13 protein-coding genes are annotated in these 17,846 nt (G+C 64.4%); 6 read left to right on the top strand and 7 right to left on the bottom strand.

From position 1 onward, the window contains the following. Positions 1–127 precede the first annotated feature (127 nt). The 6 genes from recD to G5134_RS18180 form a co-directional block, all read right to left on the bottom strand. Positions 128–2,167, bottom strand: a complete 2,040-nt coding sequence (recD, locus tag G5134_RS18205) for an exodeoxyribonuclease V subunit alpha (RefSeq protein ID WP_065017570.1) — start codon at positions 2,165–2,167, stop codon at positions 128–130. Continuing rightward, positions 2,164–5,769, bottom strand: a complete 3,606-nt coding sequence (recB, locus tag G5134_RS18200) for an exodeoxyribonuclease V subunit beta (protein WP_065017569.1) — start codon at positions 5,767–5,769, stop codon at positions 2,164–2,166. The genes recD and recB overlap by 4 nt, the downstream gene beginning before the upstream one ends. Next, entirely contained in the window at positions 5,769–9,119 is a 3,351-nt protein-coding gene (gene recC, locus G5134_RS18195; RefSeq protein WP_065017568.1) for an exodeoxyribonuclease V subunit gamma, read from the bottom strand. Before recC ends, recB begins: the two co-directional genes overlap by 1 nt. Before the next feature lie 223 nt (positions 9,120–9,342). Beyond that, on the bottom strand, positions 9,343–9,735 hold the full coding sequence (locus G5134_RS18190; RefSeq protein WP_024941255.1) for a DoxX family protein: 393 nt from the start codon (positions 9,733–9,735) through the stop codon (positions 9,343–9,345). Between the two features lie 40 nt (positions 9,736–9,775). Then, a complete protein-coding gene (locus tag G5134_RS18185) occupies positions 9,776–10,462 on the bottom strand; it encodes a pirin family protein (protein WP_042006079.1) in 687 nt (228 codons plus the stop codon). A 30-nt stretch (positions 10,463–10,492) separates the two neighbouring features. Next, positions 10,493–10,825: a hypothetical protein gene (locus tag G5134_RS18180; protein WP_011707661.1), complete on the bottom strand. Its 333-nt coding sequence runs from the start codon at positions 10,823–10,825 to the stop codon at positions 10,493–10,495. Positions 10,826–11,082: 257 nt separating this feature from the next. Here G5134_RS18180 and G5134_RS18175 point away from each other — a divergent pair, with 257 nt between their 5' ends. Further along, positions 11,083–11,997, top strand: a complete 915-nt coding sequence (locus G5134_RS18175) for a LysR family transcriptional regulator (RefSeq protein WP_010635876.1) — start codon at positions 11,083–11,085, stop codon at positions 11,995–11,997. 445 nt (positions 11,998–12,442) lie between these two features. Next, positions 12,443–13,207, top strand: a complete 765-nt coding sequence (locus G5134_RS18170) for a helix-turn-helix domain-containing protein (protein ID WP_005306152.1) — start codon at positions 12,443–12,445, stop codon at positions 13,205–13,207. A 39-nt stretch (positions 13,208–13,246) separates the two neighbouring features. Here the strand turns inward: G5134_RS18170 and G5134_RS18165 are convergent, their stop codons facing one another. Continuing rightward, the gene (locus tag G5134_RS18165; protein ID WP_421232111.1) at positions 13,247–14,086 is read right to left on the bottom strand and encodes a UTRA domain-containing protein; all 840 of its coding nucleotides are present in this window, start codon (positions 14,084–14,086) and stop codon (positions 13,247–13,249) included. Between the two features lie 197 nt (positions 14,087–14,283). Between G5134_RS18165 and G5134_RS18160 the strand changes: the two genes are divergently transcribed. From G5134_RS18160 to G5134_RS18145, 4 genes are read left to right on the top strand one after another with little or no spacing between them, the layout of a single operon-like run. Beyond that, on the top strand, positions 14,284–15,330 hold the full coding sequence (locus G5134_RS18160; protein WP_005306158.1) for an ABC transporter substrate-binding protein: 1,047 nt from the start codon (positions 14,284–14,286) through the stop codon (positions 15,328–15,330). A 10-nt stretch (positions 15,331–15,340) separates the two neighbouring features. After that, positions 15,341–16,174, top strand: a complete 834-nt coding sequence (locus G5134_RS18155) for an alkaline phosphatase family protein (protein WP_017787902.1) — start codon at positions 15,341–15,343, stop codon at positions 16,172–16,174. Beyond that, a complete protein-coding gene (locus G5134_RS18150; protein WP_421232110.1) occupies positions 16,174–17,073 on the top strand; it encodes an ABC transporter permease in 900 nt (299 codons plus the stop codon). Before G5134_RS18155 ends, G5134_RS18150 begins: the two co-directional genes overlap by 1 nt. Beyond that, complete coding sequence (locus G5134_RS18145) at positions 17,066–17,842, top strand: ABC transporter permease (protein WP_421232109.1); 777 nt, start codon at positions 17,066–17,068, stop codon at positions 17,840–17,842. The genes G5134_RS18150 and G5134_RS18145 overlap by 8 nt, the downstream gene beginning before the upstream one ends. The last annotated feature ends 4 nt before the right edge of the window (positions 17,843–17,846 follow it).

The following is a 17,846-nucleotide window of genomic DNA, read 5'->3' as shown; positions in this document are numbered from 1 at the left end:
GAAAAATTATCTTTCATTAGTACATAAGAATACTTCATTAGTACACAGCGAACCCCAGTTACTTACCACCAGACCGTTTAATGAAGCTTCGTTAAACGGCAGTAAATCCTCTTACCGCCGCCATCAATCACTCCCCCAACCTCTCCGCCAATCCGGAATAGCGCTCGGTCTTTTTCCGCACTGCTTGTGCCAGCAGGGCGCGATCTCCGTAGAGATCGAGCCGTGCCTTGGCGCGGGTGATGCCGGTATAGACCAGCTCGCGGGTCAGCAAGGGGCTGGGGCTGTCGGGCAGCACCAGCACGGTATGGGCAAACTCCGAGCCCTGGGATTTGTGAATGGTCATGGCGTAGACGGTCTCATGAGGTGGCAGCCGGCTGGGTAAAAGCGCCCGCAGGGTGCCGTCCGGCTGCTCAAACCATACCTTGAGCCGCCCAGTTTCATCGGGCAGGCAGAGCCCCATATCGCCGTTGTAGAGGCCGACCCCGTGGTCGTTGCGCACCACCATCACAGGGCGACCGGCATACCAGTCGCCGTCGCGGGCAATCAGACCAGCCCGTGACAGGGCCAGTTCGAGCCGCTCGTTCAGTCCCTCGACCCCGAACGGGCCATCGCGCAGGGCGCAGAGGATCTGGAAGCCGTTGAACGCCTTGAACACGGCGGTGGGTGCCTCCCCCGCACGGGCCGCCTTCAGATAGCTGCCGTAACCGGCCACCCCCTGGGCAATCAATTCGTCGTAGGCCTCCCCCGCCCAGGGGTGCAGGCTGATATCCGTAAATCCTGCGCCCCAGACCGCCTCCACCGCCGCCGCATCGCCGCCGTTGCAGGCGCGCGCCAGCTGGCCGATGCCCGAATGCTGATCGAAGCGCCAGCTCTTGGCCAGCAAACAGAGGCTGTCGCGCACCGGTGCCCCGGCAGGCGTGCCCTGCAAGCGGTAGCCGGTCTGGCGGGAGAGCCAATCCGCTTGGGCCGGGCTGATGCCCTGTTCGATAAAGCAGCAGATATCGCCGAGCACGGCCCCCGCCTCCACCGAGGCGAGCTGATCCTTGTCGCCGAGCAGGATGAGGCGAGCGTGGCTTGGCAGCGCATCGAGCAGGCGCGCCATCATCGGCAAGTCGACCATGGAGGCCTCATCCACCACCAGCAGGTCGAGGTGCAGCGGGTTGCCTTTGTGGTGGCGGAACTGGCTGCGCCCCGGAATAACCCCGAGCAGCCGGTGCAGGGTGCCCGCCTCGGTGGGAATGGCTTCGACCCACTCGGGGGGCAAGTCCAGCGCCTGCAGGGCAGAGCCGATACTCTCGGTCAGACGCGCCGCCGCCTTGCCGGTGGGGGCCACCAGCCGGATCGCCGGGGCCTTGCCTGCTTGCAGGCCGATCTCCACCAGAATGGCCAGGAGCTTGGCCACAGTCGTGGTCTTGCCGGTGCCGGGGCCACCCGAAATCACCGCAAAGGGGCGCGCCGCCGCGGTGGCCGCCGCCAGCTTCTGGCCGTTGCAGCAGAGCGCCTCGGGCACCAGCGCATCCAGCTTGCTCAAGTCGCTCGCCGCCTGTGCGCTGGCCAGCAGCCCTTCGATGGCGAGCCAATCCACTTCATTGGGGAACACCAGATCCAGATACTTTTCGATAAAGTGGCGGGCCGAGAAGTCCGGCGCGAGGCGGGCCTTGAGCAGGGCCCCGAACACCAGGCCGTAGTCGCGGGCAAAGAGGCGCGACAGGGCCGGGGCAATCTCGGGCCATTCGGCGCGTTCACTCAAGGCACGCAGATGACGGGCCACCCCTTGCTCATGATCGTGGTAGCGGGTGAGGTAGAGGCGCCCGTGCCAGAGCCGCAGCGGCCAGCGCGGGGCTTGCCCCTCATCTTGCTCGTCGCCAACCAGGGGGCTTGCCGCAAACAGGGCGGGCCAGCTCGCCGGATCCGCCAGATCGGCCAGCAGATCCCGGCCCTGATCCGGATCCAACCCAAACGGGCGCAGGGATCCGGCAGATAGCATTTCAAGCGGCAGACAGACATGGCCGCGCCCCAGTTCGAAGCAGGCGAGCGCCGCCCCCAGCACCAGCTCGGGGCCGCCACCCAGATCGGCCACCAGCTTGGCAAATTGCAGATCCAGCTGGCGGATGCGCCCCGCCAGCGCCAGGGCCTTGAGCCGTTCGATCATGATTGCGCTCTTCATGCTTCTACCCCGTTATCCCATTCTTGTGCAGAGGCGGTCGTTGCCCCCTCGCTAAACAGCCGATCCAGCCCCTGCACCAGCTCGCGGCTGGGGCGAGTATGGAAGATCCCCCCTTGTGGCATGCCGCGCAGGAACAGATAGAAGACCCCGCCAAAGTGCTGGTCGAAGTCGTAGCCCGGCAGACGCAGGGCGAGCAACCGGTGCAACGCCAGGGAGTAGAGCTGGTATTGCAGGTCGTAGCGATGCTCCACCATGGCCTGCTCCAGCGCCGGCCGGCTGTAGTCGGCCGGGCTCATGCCAAGGTGATTGGATTTATAGTCGAGCAGATACCAGCGCCCCTGCCACTCGAACACCAGGTCGATAAAGCCCTTGAGCATCCCCTGCACGGTGGCGAAGCTGAGCGGCTTGTTGCCCCGCGACAGCGGGTCGTGCTGCTGGCAGAGCGCAGTCAGCGCAGGTGCCGTCACCCGCCCCATGGGCAGGAAGAACTCCAGCTCCACCTGCTTGCGCTCGGGGGCCAGATCCCGCAGCCGCACCGGCTCGCCAAAGCCCGTTTCAAGCGGCGTCTCCAGCACCGCCTCCACCTGCTGTTGCAGCACTTGGGCCCAGCTATCGTCGAAGCCATCCTGCGCCAGCAGGGTGGCTATATGCTGTGCCAACGAGTCGCCTGCGGCACTCTCAAAGTCGATGGTCTCGAACAGGCTGTGCAGCAGGGTGCCGGGGCGCGCCCCCTTCGGGAAGGTGAAGATGGAGGGCTGGGGCGCCTCCTCCGGTTGTTCTGCCGCCAGCGCGGCCGCCTCGGTGACCACCTCGTCATCGAAGCCGGGATTGGCCAGCACCCCCTTGCTGTGACCGTGGCCCTGGGCCGCGAGACCGGAGTAGGAGCTGATCCACCAGTCCCGCTCAAGGGTGCCGCCAAAGCGGCGCACCTGGGGCTCGCCCAATTGCTCCTCTTCGGCCGGCAGCGGGGCCGGGCGGGTGAGCGAGGGCTCACCGACGGCCACCCCGGGCAGATCCTCAGCAAGCGCACTGAGGGCGGTGGCCAGGGTCGCGGCGTCCCCCTCCTCACCCTTTTGCAGCAGGTAGCCGATGGCGGTCTGGTGCAGGTCGGTCTTCTCCGACTTGCCGTTACCGGAGCGCACCGGCGCCAGCCCCAGCCAGGTGGCGTAGACGCCCCGAGTCAGCGCCACGTAGAGCAGGCGCAGATCCTCGGCGAGGCGCTCCTTGTCGGCCTCTGCCAAGGAATCCTCGGCGCCGGTGAGATCGAGGATGGTGCGATTGCCCGCCTCATCGGCCTCGTGATAGAGGGGAGTATCGGCGCTGCGGTGGCTGCAGATAAAGGGGAGGAACACCAGCGGGTACTCCAGCCCCTTGGATTTGTGGATGGTGACGATCTGCACCAGCTTGCGCTCGGACTCCAGGCGAAGTATCTGCTCCGCATCCTGGCTGCTCTGGCGGTTCACCGCCTCCCCCAGCCAGCGCAGCAGGGCGTATTCGCCGTCCAGCTCGCTGCTCACCTGCTGGAGCAGCTCCCCCAGATGAAGGAAGTTGGTCAGCCGCCGTTCGCCATAGGGGCTCGCCAAAAGCGAAGAGGCGAGATTGCGCCGGTGCAGCAGGGCCCGCAGCATCGCCAGCACGCCGCGGCGGTGCCAGATCTTGCGGTACTCCATAAACTCCTGCACCGCGCTCTCCCACACCCGCTCGTCCGAGGCAAGCTCGTCGAGGGCCTTGGCGTCCAGATCGAACAGGCCGGTGGCAAGCGCCGCTCGCAGGCTCCTCTCCTCGCTCGGGTTCTGGCAGGCGTGCAGAATGAGCAGGATCTCCCGCGCCTCCACCTGCTCCAGCACGCTCTCGCGGTTCGACAGATAAACCGAGGCGATGGCGAGCCGTGCCAGTTCCTGCTGCACCAGCTTGCCCTCGGCGCCGGTGCGCACCAGCACGGCGATATCCCCGGCTTTGACCGGCTCACTGCCGATCAGCGCCTTGCCCTCCCGGGCCAGGGTCAGCAGGCGGTGGATCTCCGCCGCCGTGGCGCGGGCCATCTTGCTCTGGTAATCCCCCCGGTTGAAGGTGGGCTGGCCGGTGAGCTGCCAGCAGTGCAGCACCGGGGCGGTTTCGCCCTCCAGCCACAGCGCCTTGCTCTTGCCCTGGGCCGCCACCGGCAGGAAGGGGATATCCGCCTCGTAGATAAAGGGATCCTTGGCCCGCTCGAACAGGCCGTTGACCGCCGCCACCAGGGCGCCGCTGGAGCGCCAGTTGCGCCCCAGGGTGTAGTGGGCGCTCACATTTCGCCGCGCCTGAATGTAGGTGAAGATGTCGGCGCCGCGAAAACCGTAGATGGCCTGCTTGGGGTCACCGATCATCAACAGCGCCGTGTCCTGGTGGCCGCCGTAAAGACGATGGAAGATGCGGTACTGCTGGGGGTCGGTATCCTGGAATTCATCGATCATCGCCACCCGGTAGGTGGCGCGAATGCGCTCGCAGAGCCGCTCGCCAAGGCTGGAGCCCAGCGCACCGTCGAGGTCTTTGAGCAGGTCATCGAACGAGAGCTGATGGGCCTGGCGCTTGCTGGCCTGCATCCGGCTGCGCACCACCACGGCGGCCCGCTGCAGGATAAGGTCGCGGATGCCGGGACGGCTCGCCAGCAGCGCGTCGATCTCGCCAAAGAGCGGCAGGGTGGGCACCGCCCCCCCCTTCTTGAGGTTCGCCTCCAGCACCGTCTGGCCAAAACGCTCCAGCTCCTTGGGAATGGCGTAGCCGCTCGCCTCGTCCTGCGCCCAGTCGGCTATCTTGGCGAGCCACCCCTCGTAGTTCTTGCCGGTGTAGCGGCTGATATGGCCATCGGTCTGACGGCGGATCTCGTCCACCTGCGCCAGCCAGCCCTCCTTCACCGCCTCGATACGGGCCATGGCCGCCTGATGGCGGGCGGCTAGGGTCTCGTCCCCCGCCGGCGGACGCATCTCCAGCTCGCTGTTGTCGAGCCAGCCGTTCATCTCCCGCAGCAAGGCCGCCGGGCTCGGCCAGAGCGCGCGCACCGCGCTCGCCAGGGTTTTATCCACCGGATAGAACTCGGCACGCCAGTAGTCGCTCACCGCCTGCAACCTGAGCTGGCTGTCGTCGGTGAGAAATTCGGTTTCAAAGAGGGCGCCCGACTCGAAGGCGTTCTGTTTCAGCATCCGCTGGCAGAAGCCGTGGATGGTGAAGACGGCCGCCTCGTCCATCTGCCGTTCGGCGGCCAGCAGGCGGCGGGCCGCCAGCTCGTGATCCTCCACCTCCTCCAGCAGCTGGGCCAGCAGGGCGTCCTTGCTCTCACCACGCATAAAGGCGAGGCGCGCCTCGTGGATGCGGCCGCGGATCCGCCCGCGCAGCTCGGCGGTAGCCGCCTCGGTAAAGGTCACCACCAGGATCTCGGTCACCGACAGCGGCCGCTCGTGGGCGCTGGGCTGACCGGCATCGGCGCCTTCTTCGATGAGCGGGCCGTGGCCCAGCAAGAGGCGCAGATAGAGGCCGGCGATGGTGTAGGTCTTGCCGGTGCCGGCGGAGGCCTCGATCAGCCGCTCGCCATGGAGGGGAAAACGCAGGGTATTGAGCGGATTGGTCATTATTGCAACTCCTCCAGCGCCTTGATCAGCGGGGTCAGGTGTTCGCGGGCCAGCGCCTGCAGCTGGGCCAGCACCTCGTCATCGAGTTCCGGGAAGCAGCGGGCGACGTAGACGTCCTGCCCCTCCCCCGTCACCATGTAGCCGCCGTTGAAGCGGGCGAGGGCCGCCTTGTCGGCGGCCTCCGGTTTCTCCGGATCCTTCTCGATCCCCTTGATCCACTCCCAGGCGGTGCTGGGGAAAAACGGCAGCGGCCGCTTCATCCCCTGGGTCCAGAGCGCCACCAAGGCCGCCAGTCTCGGGCGCGCCTCGTCAGCCGGGAGCCTGGGCAGGCGCAGGCTCTGCTTGGCGTCGAACAGCAGGGTGTCGCCGGGGGCATCACTCAGGGAGAGGCAAAGGTGCTGGATCCAGCCCAGCAGCAGATCCTTGCCGTTGAAGCTGCCGGGTTTGACCACCAGCGAGCGCCCCTTCTGGGTGTCGATCCACCCCTGCAGCTGGCCCTGGGTCAGGGAGATATCGATCTCCACCGCCTGTTTGTCCGCCTCATTGGCCGCCACCCAGGGCCGTAGCCGCGCCGCCAGCTTGCCCATCTCGGCGTCCAGATCGTCCAGCAGCAGGCTGCCGAACCAGCCCTGGGGCAGCAGGCCGGAGAGCTGCAGGCGCTGGCGACGCTCCTCACTCTCCCCCTCCTCGAGGTGGGCATCGAGCAGCAGCGCCTTAAGTTGATAATTTTGCAGGCCGTCCAGCTCGAACGGTTCGCTGTCCTCGATCTCGGCCTCGTCCAGCTCGAACCACACCTTGAGGCGGCGGTTGAGGAAATACTTCGCGGGCTGGCGATAGAAGCGCAGCAGCTCCGCCAGCTCCAACCCCTGCTCTTTCCCCCATTCGGGGGGCAGCGGCAGCTCGCCGCTCTGGAAGTTGGCGGCCCCGCGCTCTGGGCTCAGGGCCGGCAGCCAGTCGGCGGCATAGGTGAAGAGGCCGGAATTCGCCTCTGGATAGAAGTAGCTGCGACTGTAGGGGGTGAGCGGGTGTTCGACGATCAGGTGTTCGAGCAGCCGCTTGCCGGACGTCTCGTCATCTAGGTCCTCATCCCCCGCCAGCACGAAGCCCTGGCGCACATAGTCGATGAGCTCCGCCAGCAGCACGGAGGGCACCTTCTCGCTGTTGTCCTGGGCACTGAAACCCTGATAGCTGATGTAGAGCCCCTGCTGGGCGCTCAGCAGCGCCTCTAGGAAGAGGTAGCGGTCATCGTCGCGACGTGAACGATCCCCGCGCCGGCCGGCCACCGCCATCAGGTCAAACCCCATGGGTGGCAGGGTGCGCGGGTAGACGCCGTCGTTCATGCCGAGCAGACAGACCTGCCGGAAGGGGATCGAGCGCATCGGCATCAGGGTGCAGAAGTTGACCTGACCGGCGAGGAAGCGCTGGCTGGAGCGGGACTCCCCCAGCACGCTGCCGAGGTAATCCTGCAGCAAATCGGCACTGATGGGCTGCTCGAAGCGGGCCTCGCCGAGCTGGGCGAGCCAGTCCGCCAGCTGGCTGCGAATAAGCTGCAGCTGGCGCTCTTCATCCTCATCGGCCAGATAGAAGCGCTCCAGCAGTTCGTTGAGGCAGGCGATCCACTCGGGCAGCGGCTGCGCCTGTTGCAGGCGGGGCAAAAATTCCGCCAGGGAGTCGACGAACCAGGCAAGCTTGCCGAGGGCCAGCCCCTGCTGACCCTCGATATCGGCGTAAGGCAGAATGCCTGCCACCGGCTCGCCATCCCCCATGGCAAAGCCGAGCAGCATGCGGCGCAGGCCGAACAGCCAGCTGTTGCCAGAGAGGCGCGGCAGATCGAAGCGCTCCGGGTACCCGTCATCCAGCCCCCAGCGAATGCCTGTCTCCTGCACCCAGCGCCGCAGCTGGTTGAATTCGTCGTCATCGAGCTCGAAGCAGCGCAGCACGGCGGGCACCTCGAGAATGGCGAGCAGCTCGCCGGCCCCCAGCCGGGCGTTGGGGAGTCTGAGCAGGGCGAGGAAGCTTTGCAGCAGCGGGCTCTCCTGACTGGCCGCCCGATCCGATACCGCGAAGGGGATCTGGCCTCTCGCCCCGAACACCGCCTGGATGTAGGGGCCGTAGCTGTTCACATCCGGCATCATCACCACCACGTCTTTCGGGGTGAGGGTGGGGTCCTGCTCGAACAGCGCCAGCAGGCGGTCGTGCAGCACCTCTAGCTCGCGCATCGGGCCGTGACAGGCGTGGATCTGCAGGGATCCATCGCTCGCGTCGATCGGGCTCTTGTGGTGACTGCTATCCAGTTCGAATTCGCCAGCCCCCCGTTCGGCCAGCTCCAGCACATCCTTCTGGATGGCGCGCAGCAGCCTGGCCTGGCCCTGTTCATCCTGATCGTCGATATCGACGAAGGCCTCGATTTGCGGTACCTCCAGCTCCATAAGCTGGTGCAGGTAGTCGCGCCCCAGCTTGCCCATGGAGGCGAGCAGCGGGTTGGCGGGGCCCTGCAGGGTATCGAGATCGGTGCCGGGTTTGAGCTTGTTTTCGAGGCGCGCCAGGGTCTTGCGATCGAGCAGGTCACCCCAGTAGTAGCGGCAGGGGTTGGTGACGAAGAGGTGCACCTCCACCTCATCCCGGCTGCCGAGGGCCAGCAGCGCCTCCACGTAGCGCGGCGGCAGCGCCGAGATGCCGAACACGAAGACCCGTTGGGGCAGCGTGCCCGGCAGCTCCGGGGTGCGCTCCAGCTCGTGGATAAACTCCTCGTAGAGGTTGGCACGGTGGTAGCCGCTGGGGGCCAGCGCCAGGGTGCGAGCCACCAGCTCGCGCCACAGCTCCGGCTGCCAATCCTGACCGCTCACCCCGGCCAGCTCCTGGCTCAACCCTTCCCCCTGTTCCCAGCGGGCGATCCAGTCCGGCCGATAGACCAGATACTGGTCGAACAGATCCGCCACCTTCTGGCAGAGCTGCCACAGCCGCACCTGCTCGGGATCCTGCACGGGATCCGCGTCATCCCCGCCCAGATAGGCGGCCAGCGGCGCAAAGGCGGGGCGGTCGAGCAGAGCGGGCAGGATGGTCATCAGCTGCCAGCTCATGGAACCCTTGTTGTAGGGACTCTGGCGTGGCACGTCCGCCAGCACCCGGGTGAACATTTCCCAGATAAAGCTGGCGGGCAGCGGGAAGTCGATATTGGCGGCGATGCCGAAGGCCTTGGCCAGCTCCAGCTTGAGCCACTGGGCCATGCCGGGACTCTGCACCAGGATCTGTTCCCGCTCGAAAGGGTGAGAGAGAGGCACCTGCCGGATGCGGCTCACCAGCAACTCTTTGAGCAGATCCAGCTGATTGGAGTGGTAGAGGGTAAACATGGGCAATTCCCGCCAGTGCAAAAGAGGGGTCAGCGCGGGAAAACCTCAAGGATCCCCGTCACGTCACAGGTATCGGGATTGTCGGGGATCGGGGGATAAGATGCAAAAGGCGCTTGTTGTCGCCGATCACATCGCCCATCTGCCTCAGGCAAATGTGACGGGCATAAAAAAGCCGGTGCAACTGCACCGGCCAAAAGGCGTTGGAAAACTCGAACCTGCAGTATTACCAATTCTTGCCGAGGCGGGCATCCAGACTGAAGGCCCCTGCACCGGCCGCCGCCAGGGCCAGGAAACCACCGGCCACGGAGACGTTCTTCATGAACATCAGCATCTGCATCTGGTCGGCAGGCTGATAGTGGAAAATAAAGGCGGCCATCAGGGTGAAACCGGCCATCAGCACCGAGAGGCTGCGGGTAAACAGGCCCAGCATGATGGCGAGGCCACCGCCCAGCTCCAGCAGGATCACCAGCGGCAGGATGAAACCGGGCACGCCCATGGCTTCCATATACCCCTGGGTACCGGCGTAACCGCCGATCTTGCCCCAGCCCGCAATCACAAACATCAGAGCCAGCAGAACGCGACCCACCAGCAGTGCCAAATCTTTCATCTTGTCCATTTCAATATCCTCGTTTTGCGTCACATCACCGCTGACTGCTTCAGGGTAGGTCAAATAACAGGGCTTGGCTGGCACTCGCGGCCACCAGATCCCATTTGGGCTCATCACGACTGAGAACCCCGTCGCCGGGTCGGGCAGCCAGACCGTTGGCGGCAAGCTCCCCTGAAATCATCTGCAGGTAGCCGTGTCGGCCGGCCAGCTCCCAGGTGAGGCTCTCACCCGGTTCAAGCTGCAGCCGCCAGACGCGGGCCTGCTGGCGGATCCTGAAGGATCCTGCTTCGCCGTCCGGTGACGCCACCAGCGTCATGCCCGGATTGGCTTCAATCTTCTTCTGCTGATAGCCGGGTGTCGTGCCGTGTTCGTTCGGCTCGATCCAGATTTGCAGCAGGGAGAGCGGCTCGGTCTGCGAAGGGTTGTACTCGCTGTGCCGGATGCCAGACCCTGCGCTCATCAGCTGGAAATCCCCCGCCGGGATCTGCTCGGCATGGCCGAGGCTGTCCTTGTGCTCTATGGTGCCTTGCAGCACGCAGGTCAGGATTTCCATGTTGGCGTGAGGGTGGGTCGCGAAACCGCCACCCGGCGCCACCAGATCCTGATTGATGACCCGCAGCACTGAATGCCCCATCCAGTCCGGGTCGTAGTAGTGCCCGAAGGAAAAGCTGTGGCGCGCATCCAGCCAGCCGAAGTTGGCCTTGCCGCGCGCTTCTGCGGCTCTCAATTTCATCATGGTGTGCTCCTCACGTACCGATACGGTTGATTAACGCTGTTTGCCGCTACCGATGCCGAACGGAATGCGGTAGTCGCTGCTCTGCTCACCCAGGCTCACGGTCAGGTTGCCCTGGGTGCGGCTCGGGATCTGTACTTGCTGGCTGCCCATCAGGTTGGCGTGGACAGAGGCAACCAGGTCACCCGACTCGTCACGCACTTCCAGCATGGGGTTGCCCTTGCCTTCCACCGCGGCGGTGGCGTGCCAGTTTACAAACAGCACACCCGGGGCGGCGTTGAGGTCAGCCGGGACGGAAGCTTGAGCAAAACCTGCGGTCATCAGGCCTGCAACGGCCAGCATCTTGATTACGTTTTTCATGTTCATTCACTCTCTTGGTTTTATGTCATTGCCAAGGCCGCTGTGGCCAGAATCAATGCATCCATGCAAGAGGTCATTCAAATAGTGTGTTGTTCTTTCACCGAAGTCAGACGCCCTGATTGGGGGGGTCACAGTCTGGAACTACCCGTTTATTTGGCTGCTTGGCGCTCCTGCCTAAGCGTTGATTGAATATTAAAGACACTTGGCCTAACTTGTTAGCGAGATAAACTGGTAAACATGTTCAAAAAAATTGAAGGCAATTTATGGCCAAGGAACTGAACAAGGAACGGGCGCTGACCCTGGAAGCCATCCGGGTGCTGGATGCCATCGATCGCCGCGGCAGCTTCGCGGCGGCGGCCGACGAACTGGGCAAGGTGCCCTCGGCGTTGAGCTACACGGTACAGAAGCTGGAAGACGAGCTGGACGCCATGCTGTTCGACCGCAGCGGCCACAGAACCAAGTTCACCCCGGCCGGCCGCATGTTGCTGGAGCGTGGCCGGATACTGCTGGAGGCGGCCGAGCATCTGGTGGGCGAGACCCGGGCGCTGGCCCGCGGCTGGGAGACCGACATCACCATCGCCGTCGATGCGCTGGTGCCGCTGCAGGCGCTCTACCCGCTGGTGGAGCGGCTGGCCGAGCTGACCGATACCCGGCTGCGGCTGCGGGCCGAAGTGCTGGCGGGCAGCTGGGAGTGTCTGGAGGATGGCCGGGCCGACCTACTCATCTCCTCCCTCAATCCCGACATCATGATGACCGGCATCAAGCACCAGCCGCTGCAGGAGGAGGTGATGCTCTACGTCGCCCACCCGGATCACCCCCTGCATCAGGAGCCGGAGCCCCTGGCGGACGATACCCTGCGCCGCTACCGGGCCATCGCGGTGGCCGACACGGCACTGCGCAAACCGGTGCTCACCTATCGCCTGCTCGACAAGCAGCCGCGGCTGACCGTCAGCACCATGGGCGAGAAGCGCGACGCCCTGCTGGCGGGGATCGGGGTCGGCACCATGCCGCTGAGCTGGATTGAAGAGGACATCCGGGCCGGACGGCTCAAGGTGATCGGCCCCGAGTATCGCCACCAGATCCAGGTGGTACTGGCCTGGCGGCGCGACACCATGGGCAAGGCCAAGAGCTGGCTGATCCGGGAGATACCCAAGCTGTTTCCCTGCAAGGGGGAATAAATGTCTGCCGCGCGAGGGCGGCGGCGCAGGAAGTGCCGAAACTGAGCCCCTGTCTTGACGGCGGGCTCAGATTCTAGGAAAAGAAAAAAGCGGCCCTCTTGCGAGTTCCGCTCAATGCCAGGAAAGAATAAAAAACCTTGCGGTTTAAAAAACCCTTAAATTGGAAGCAAACAATCGATTTCTCAACCAGGAAGGTCTTGAATCCGATTCGTTTTGAATTATGCGCGATGTTTTATGCGCCACCAGCAAAATGTTGAACGGTTGAAGGATATGCACCGCAGAGTATCACTATCTGCAACCTTCGAGCGCGACTGGTCTGGCCATTTCAATCGATTAGGTCGGGTTTGTTTCCTCTGGTTTTTTAAAGTGTCAATATCTGAGCCCACAACGACAAAAGAACTCAATTTCTGACACAACATAAAAATGCAGATAAAGGAATAGTTGCATGACCTACAGCCAGACCCTGGCCAACAATATTCTCGACACCCTGAAGAAGACCCTGACCGACAAGGGGATCCGCTATCAGACCCTGGCAGAAGCCATGGGGGTCTCCATCGCCACCGTCAAACGGATGATGAACAAGCCCTCCCTGCCGTTCGACACCCTGCTGGAGGTGTGCCACCTGGTGGGGCTCTCGTTCGAAGAGCTGCTGGACCGCACCCAGGACGCCCAGAGCCGGCGCGCCGTCTTCACCCAGGAGCAGGACGAGGCGTTCCACAGGGAGCCCGGCCTCTACGCTTTTCTCGCCAACATCTTCTGGCGCGACAAGACGTTAATCGATCTCAAGCGGGAGTACGGCCTGACCGATGCCTCCTGCTACCTCTACCTGCGCAAGCTGGAGAAGCTCGGCATCCTGCAGCTCGGCATCGACAACAGTTACCACTTCCTCATCAGCGAGCGGATCAGCTTCGAGCAGCACAGCCGCTTCGCCCGTCAGCAGGCGCGCCAGGCGATGTCGGTGCTGGGGGACTATCTGGTGGAGAACATGCACAGACCCAACAACTACATGGCGCTGTGTCAGCTCCACCTGGACGAGAGCGAGGCGATGGCGCTGATCGAGCGGATGAAGGAGTACTGGCACCAGGAGCTCAAGCTCAACCGCCCCGCCATCGGCCAGCGGGAGGGCAGCAAGACCTACACCATGTCGCTGCAACTGGCCGACTGCGGCTATCAGAGCTTCGACGATCTGATCCCCAATATCGACAACTGATCCCGGCGGATCCCGCGGGATCCGCTCCCCCTCCTTTCCTCACAGGCATGACCCGCCAGGACACGCCGGATCCACGAGCCGGGTTTGCTGCTGCTTGCCTGCTAGGGGCTGCAATGCTCGTGTATCGAGGTGAATGCGGATGGCATCCGGCCGCCAGTGTTCGATGTCGCAATCCACCAGCGCTCCCCGCTCGTCGTAGTTGACCCGTACCAGCCGCAGCACGGCGCTCCCCTCCGCCAGATTGAGGGCGCGGGCAATGGCGCCGCGCGCCGCCGAGGGGGTGATCTCGAGGCTCGCTCCACCCTGGCCTATGCCATAGTGCTCCCGATAGAGCTCGGTGAGGGAGCTGGCCAGCGGCGTGCTGGCGATATCGGGAAAGCGGCTTGCCAACAGATGGTGGCTGACGTGCAGCACGGGGCGCCCGTCGATAAGGCGCAGGCGGCGGATTTCATAGAGCGGCGTAAAAGGCTCCAGCCCCATCCAGCGGCAGAGCTCGCTGCTGGCCAGCTCGCCGCCGTGGGCCAGCACCCGGGTCTCGGCGGTGCGCTGCTGCTCGCCGATCCACTGGTGAAAGTGGGTGTGGATGGCGGGGTCGTAGGTGAGGCGGGGCGGTGCCACGAACCAGCCGCGCCGCTCAGCCCGGTAGATGAGGCCATCCGCCTCGAGACTGGAGAGCGCCTCCTTGATGGTGATGCGGGTGGTGGCGAAGCGCTCGCTCAGGGCCCGCTCGGCGGGCAGCTGCTGCCCCGCCCCCAGCTGACCGCTGCCGATATAGCGGCGCAGGGTCTGGCAAATCTGTTCACACTTGGAGGCGCGGCCATCGGCCACTGCCCGCTCGCTCAATCTCGGTTCGATCACGCTCATCTTCCTGTCGATCATCCTGGCTGCTGTGGCTGACTCAACTCTCGCTGGAGTAGTCCAGCCTCACTCGGATTGAGAGTTGTAACCGTGCAGGATGACAGCGCCATGACAGGGCGATTGTCATCAAACTGCCATCAAAGCGCCCCGCCACCGTCATATTTCCCCTCTAGCATCCCTCTCGAACCTTAACTGACCTAGTCCAGAGGGATGGAATGATGAAAAGCGTGATCGCAAGTGCACTGGCCCTGGTGGCCATCAGTCAGCCACTGTTTGCCGCCGAGAACATCGCGGATCTCGAGAAGGCCGCCCGCGGTGAAGGCCAGCTCAGCAGCGTCGGCATGCCGGACAGCTGGGCCAACTGGAAGGATACCTGGCAGCAGCTCGGCAGCATCTACGGCATCAAGCATCAGGACACCGACATGAGCTCGGCCCAGGAGATCGCCAAGTTTGCCGCCGAGAAGGGCAACGCCACCGCCGACATCGGCGACGTGGGCGGCGCCTTCGGCCCAGTCGCGGTCAAGCAGGGGGTCACCCAGCCCTACAAACCCTCCACCTGGGCCGACATTCCGAACTGGGCCAAGGATGCGGATGGTCACTGGATGCTGGCCTATACCGGCACCATCGCCTTTCTGATCAACAAGGATCTGGTCAAGGCGGCCCCCACCAGCTGGCAATCCCTGCTGGGCGGCGACTACAAGGTGACCCTGGGTGACGTGGGTGTCGCCTCCCAGGCCAACAACGGCGTGCTGGCGGCGGCCTATGCCACCGGTGGCAGCGAGAAGAACCTCAAGCCTGCGCTGGAGCTGTTCGGCAAGCTGGCCCAGCAGGGCCGTCTGTCGCTGAACGACCCCACCATCGCCAACATCGAGAAGGGCGAAGTGGAAGTGGGGGTGCTGTGGGACTTCAATGCCCTGAACTACCGCGACCAGATCGACCCCAAGAAGTTTGATGTGGTGATCCCGAGCGACGGTTCCGTCATCGCCGGCTACACCACCATCATCAACAAGTGGGCCAAAAACCCCAACGCCGCCAAGCTGGCGCGGGAATACATCCTCTCCGACGCCGGCCAGATCAACCTGGCGCGCGGCTACGCCCGCCCCATCCGCAGCAACGTGACCCTGCCGGATGACGTCAAGGCCAAGCTGCTGCCGGCCGAGCAGTACGCCAATGCCAAACCGGTCCAGGATCACGCCGCCTGGGAGCAGAGCTCCAAGGCCCTGCCGCGCCAGTGGCAGGAAACCGTCATGATCAACATGCAGTAAGGAGCGGCCAGTGCAACACAAGGTGATAGTGGTACTTGTGGATGGCCTCTCTGCCGAGGTAGCCCATTGCATGGGCTACCTCGCGGGCATGGTGGAGGCGGGACAGGGGTTGCAGGCCACCCTGAGCTGCGCCCTGCCCTCCCTCTCCCGGCCCCTCTACGAGTGCATCCTGACCGGAACGACGCCGGTGGAGAGCGGCATCACCCACAACGGGGTGAGCCGTCTCAGCCGGCAGGAGTCCATCTTCCATCTGGCCCGCGCGGGCGGCAAACGCACCGCGGCCGCGGCCTACCACTGGATAAGCGAGCTCTACAACCAGAGCCCCTGGCAAGCGGCCCGCGATCGCTTCACCCATGACGAGCGACTGCCCATCCAGCACGGCTGTTTCTACTGGGATGACGGCTACCCCGACAGCCACCTGTTGATGGATGGCGAGTGGCTGCGCAGCCAGTACGACCCCGATTTTCTCTTGATCCACCCGATGGGGGTGGACGATGCGGGCCACCAGTTCGGCCTCGACTCCCGTCAGTACCGCAATCAGGCACGCCGGATGGACAGCCTCTTGGCCGACCTGCTGCCCCAGTGGCTGGCGGAGGGGTACCAGGTGGTCATCACCTCGGATCACGGCATGAACAACGATCTCAGCCATGGCGGTACCCTGACCGAAGAGCGCCGGGTACCGCTCTGGCTGTTTGGCGATGCGTTCGTGGCCCAGTGGCCGGCCGGTCCCGCCATGCAGCAGACCCAGCTCTGCGCCCTGATGGCCGACCTGCTGGGAGTTTCCCACGACAAGCCGGGCTGCCCGCCGCTGCTCAAGGCCGGCAACCTGCCGGAGGTACACTGATGATGCCCGCCACCACCGAGATCCTCGCGGATCAACCGACCGTCACCCGACGCCGGCTGCGTCGCCACTGGCTGCCCGCCCTGGTGCTGCTGCCCTTTATCCTCTTGATGATCCTGTTCCAGCTCGCCCCCATGGTGTGGGTGCTGGTGGGCAGTTTTCAGACCCCGGATGGCTGGGGCCTCGACTACTACCGGGAGATTTTGAGCTCCCCCTTCTACCTGCAATCATTCGGCAACTCCTTGCGCATCGCCGGCATCGCCAGCCTGGCGGGGCTTGCCATCGGCACCCTCGGGGCGGCGGCGCTGCGCCACAGCGGTGAGCGGGTAAAACGGCTGCTGCTGGCCTTCGTCACCATGACCGGCAACTTCAGCGGGGTGCCGCTGGCGTTCGCCTTCATCATCATTCTCGGCATCAATGGCGCCGTGACCCTGCTGCTGAAATCCTGGGGCCTCATCGACGGCTTCAACCTCTACTCCGGCACCGGTCTCATCCTCATCTACACCTACTTCCAGATCCCGCTCGCCCTGCTGCTGCTCTATCCGGCGTTCGATGCGCTGCAGGATGAGTGGCCGCAGGCCGCCGCATTGCTGGGGGCGAGCAAGAGCCAATATGTCTGGCACGTGGCGCTGCCGGTACTCACCCCCGCCCTGCTCGGCACCCTGATCATCCTGTTTGCCAACGCGGTGGGGGCCTATGCCTCTGCCTATGCCCTCACCACCGGCAACTTCAACCTGGTGACCATCCGGGTGGCGAGCCTGGTCTCCGGCGACATCTTCCTCGAACCCAATATGGCGGCGGCGCTGGCGGTGATCCTGATGGTGCTGCTGGGGGCGGTGACGGCCGCCAACCAGTGGCTGCTGAAAAAGAGCTACGTGAACAAGGGGCAATCCCATGCATGATTTGAAACCTGGCTGGCCGCGCTGGGTGCTGGGGGCCCTGGTGGCCACCCTGCTGTTGCCGCTGCTGGCCACCTTTCTCTACTCCATCTCCACCCGCTGGGGGGCCACCCTGCTGCCAGACGGCTTCACCCTCGACTGGTATCTCAAACTCTGGGGCGACCCGCGCTTTCTGGCGGCGTTTGGCCGAAGCCTGCTGGTCTGCTTCGCCACCCTGCTGCTGGGAACCCTGGTGCTGGTGCCCACCGTGCTGGTGGTGGCCTACTACTTCCCAAAGCTGGATCCCTGGATGAACCTGTTGATCCTGCTCCCCTTCGCGGTGCCGCCAGTGGTCTCCTCGGTAGGGCTGTTGCAGATCTACGCCGACGGCATCCTGCCCATCATAGGCACGCCGTGGATCCTGATCGGCACCTGGTTCACCGTGGTGCTGCCTTTCATGTACCGGGCACTGGCCAACAGCCTGCAGGGGGTGCCGCTGAAAGATCTGATGGATGCCGCCCACCTGCTGGGGGCGAGCAGCAGCCGCGCCTTCCTGCTGGTGGTGATCCCCTGCCTGCGCAAGGGGCTGCTGGCGGCGCTGTTTCTGTCGCTCTCCTTCCTGCTCGGCGAGTTCGTGTTTGCCAACATGCTGGTGGGCACCCGCTACGAGACCCTGCAGGTCTACCTCTACAACATGCGCGCCACCTCGGGCCACTTCACCAGCGCGCTGGTGATGAGCTACTTCCTGCTGACCCTGCTGCTCACCTGGGCGGCGAACAGATTTCATAGGTGAATCA

The sequence above is a fragment of the Aeromonas sp. 600276 genome, from assembly GCF_049175815.1.
Taxonomy (GTDB): Bacteria; Pseudomonadota; Gammaproteobacteria; order Enterobacterales; family Aeromonadaceae; genus Aeromonas; species Aeromonas dhakensis.
The sequence above is the reverse complement of the archived record's forward strand: the minus strand, read 5'-3'. Positions and strand labels throughout refer to the sequence as shown.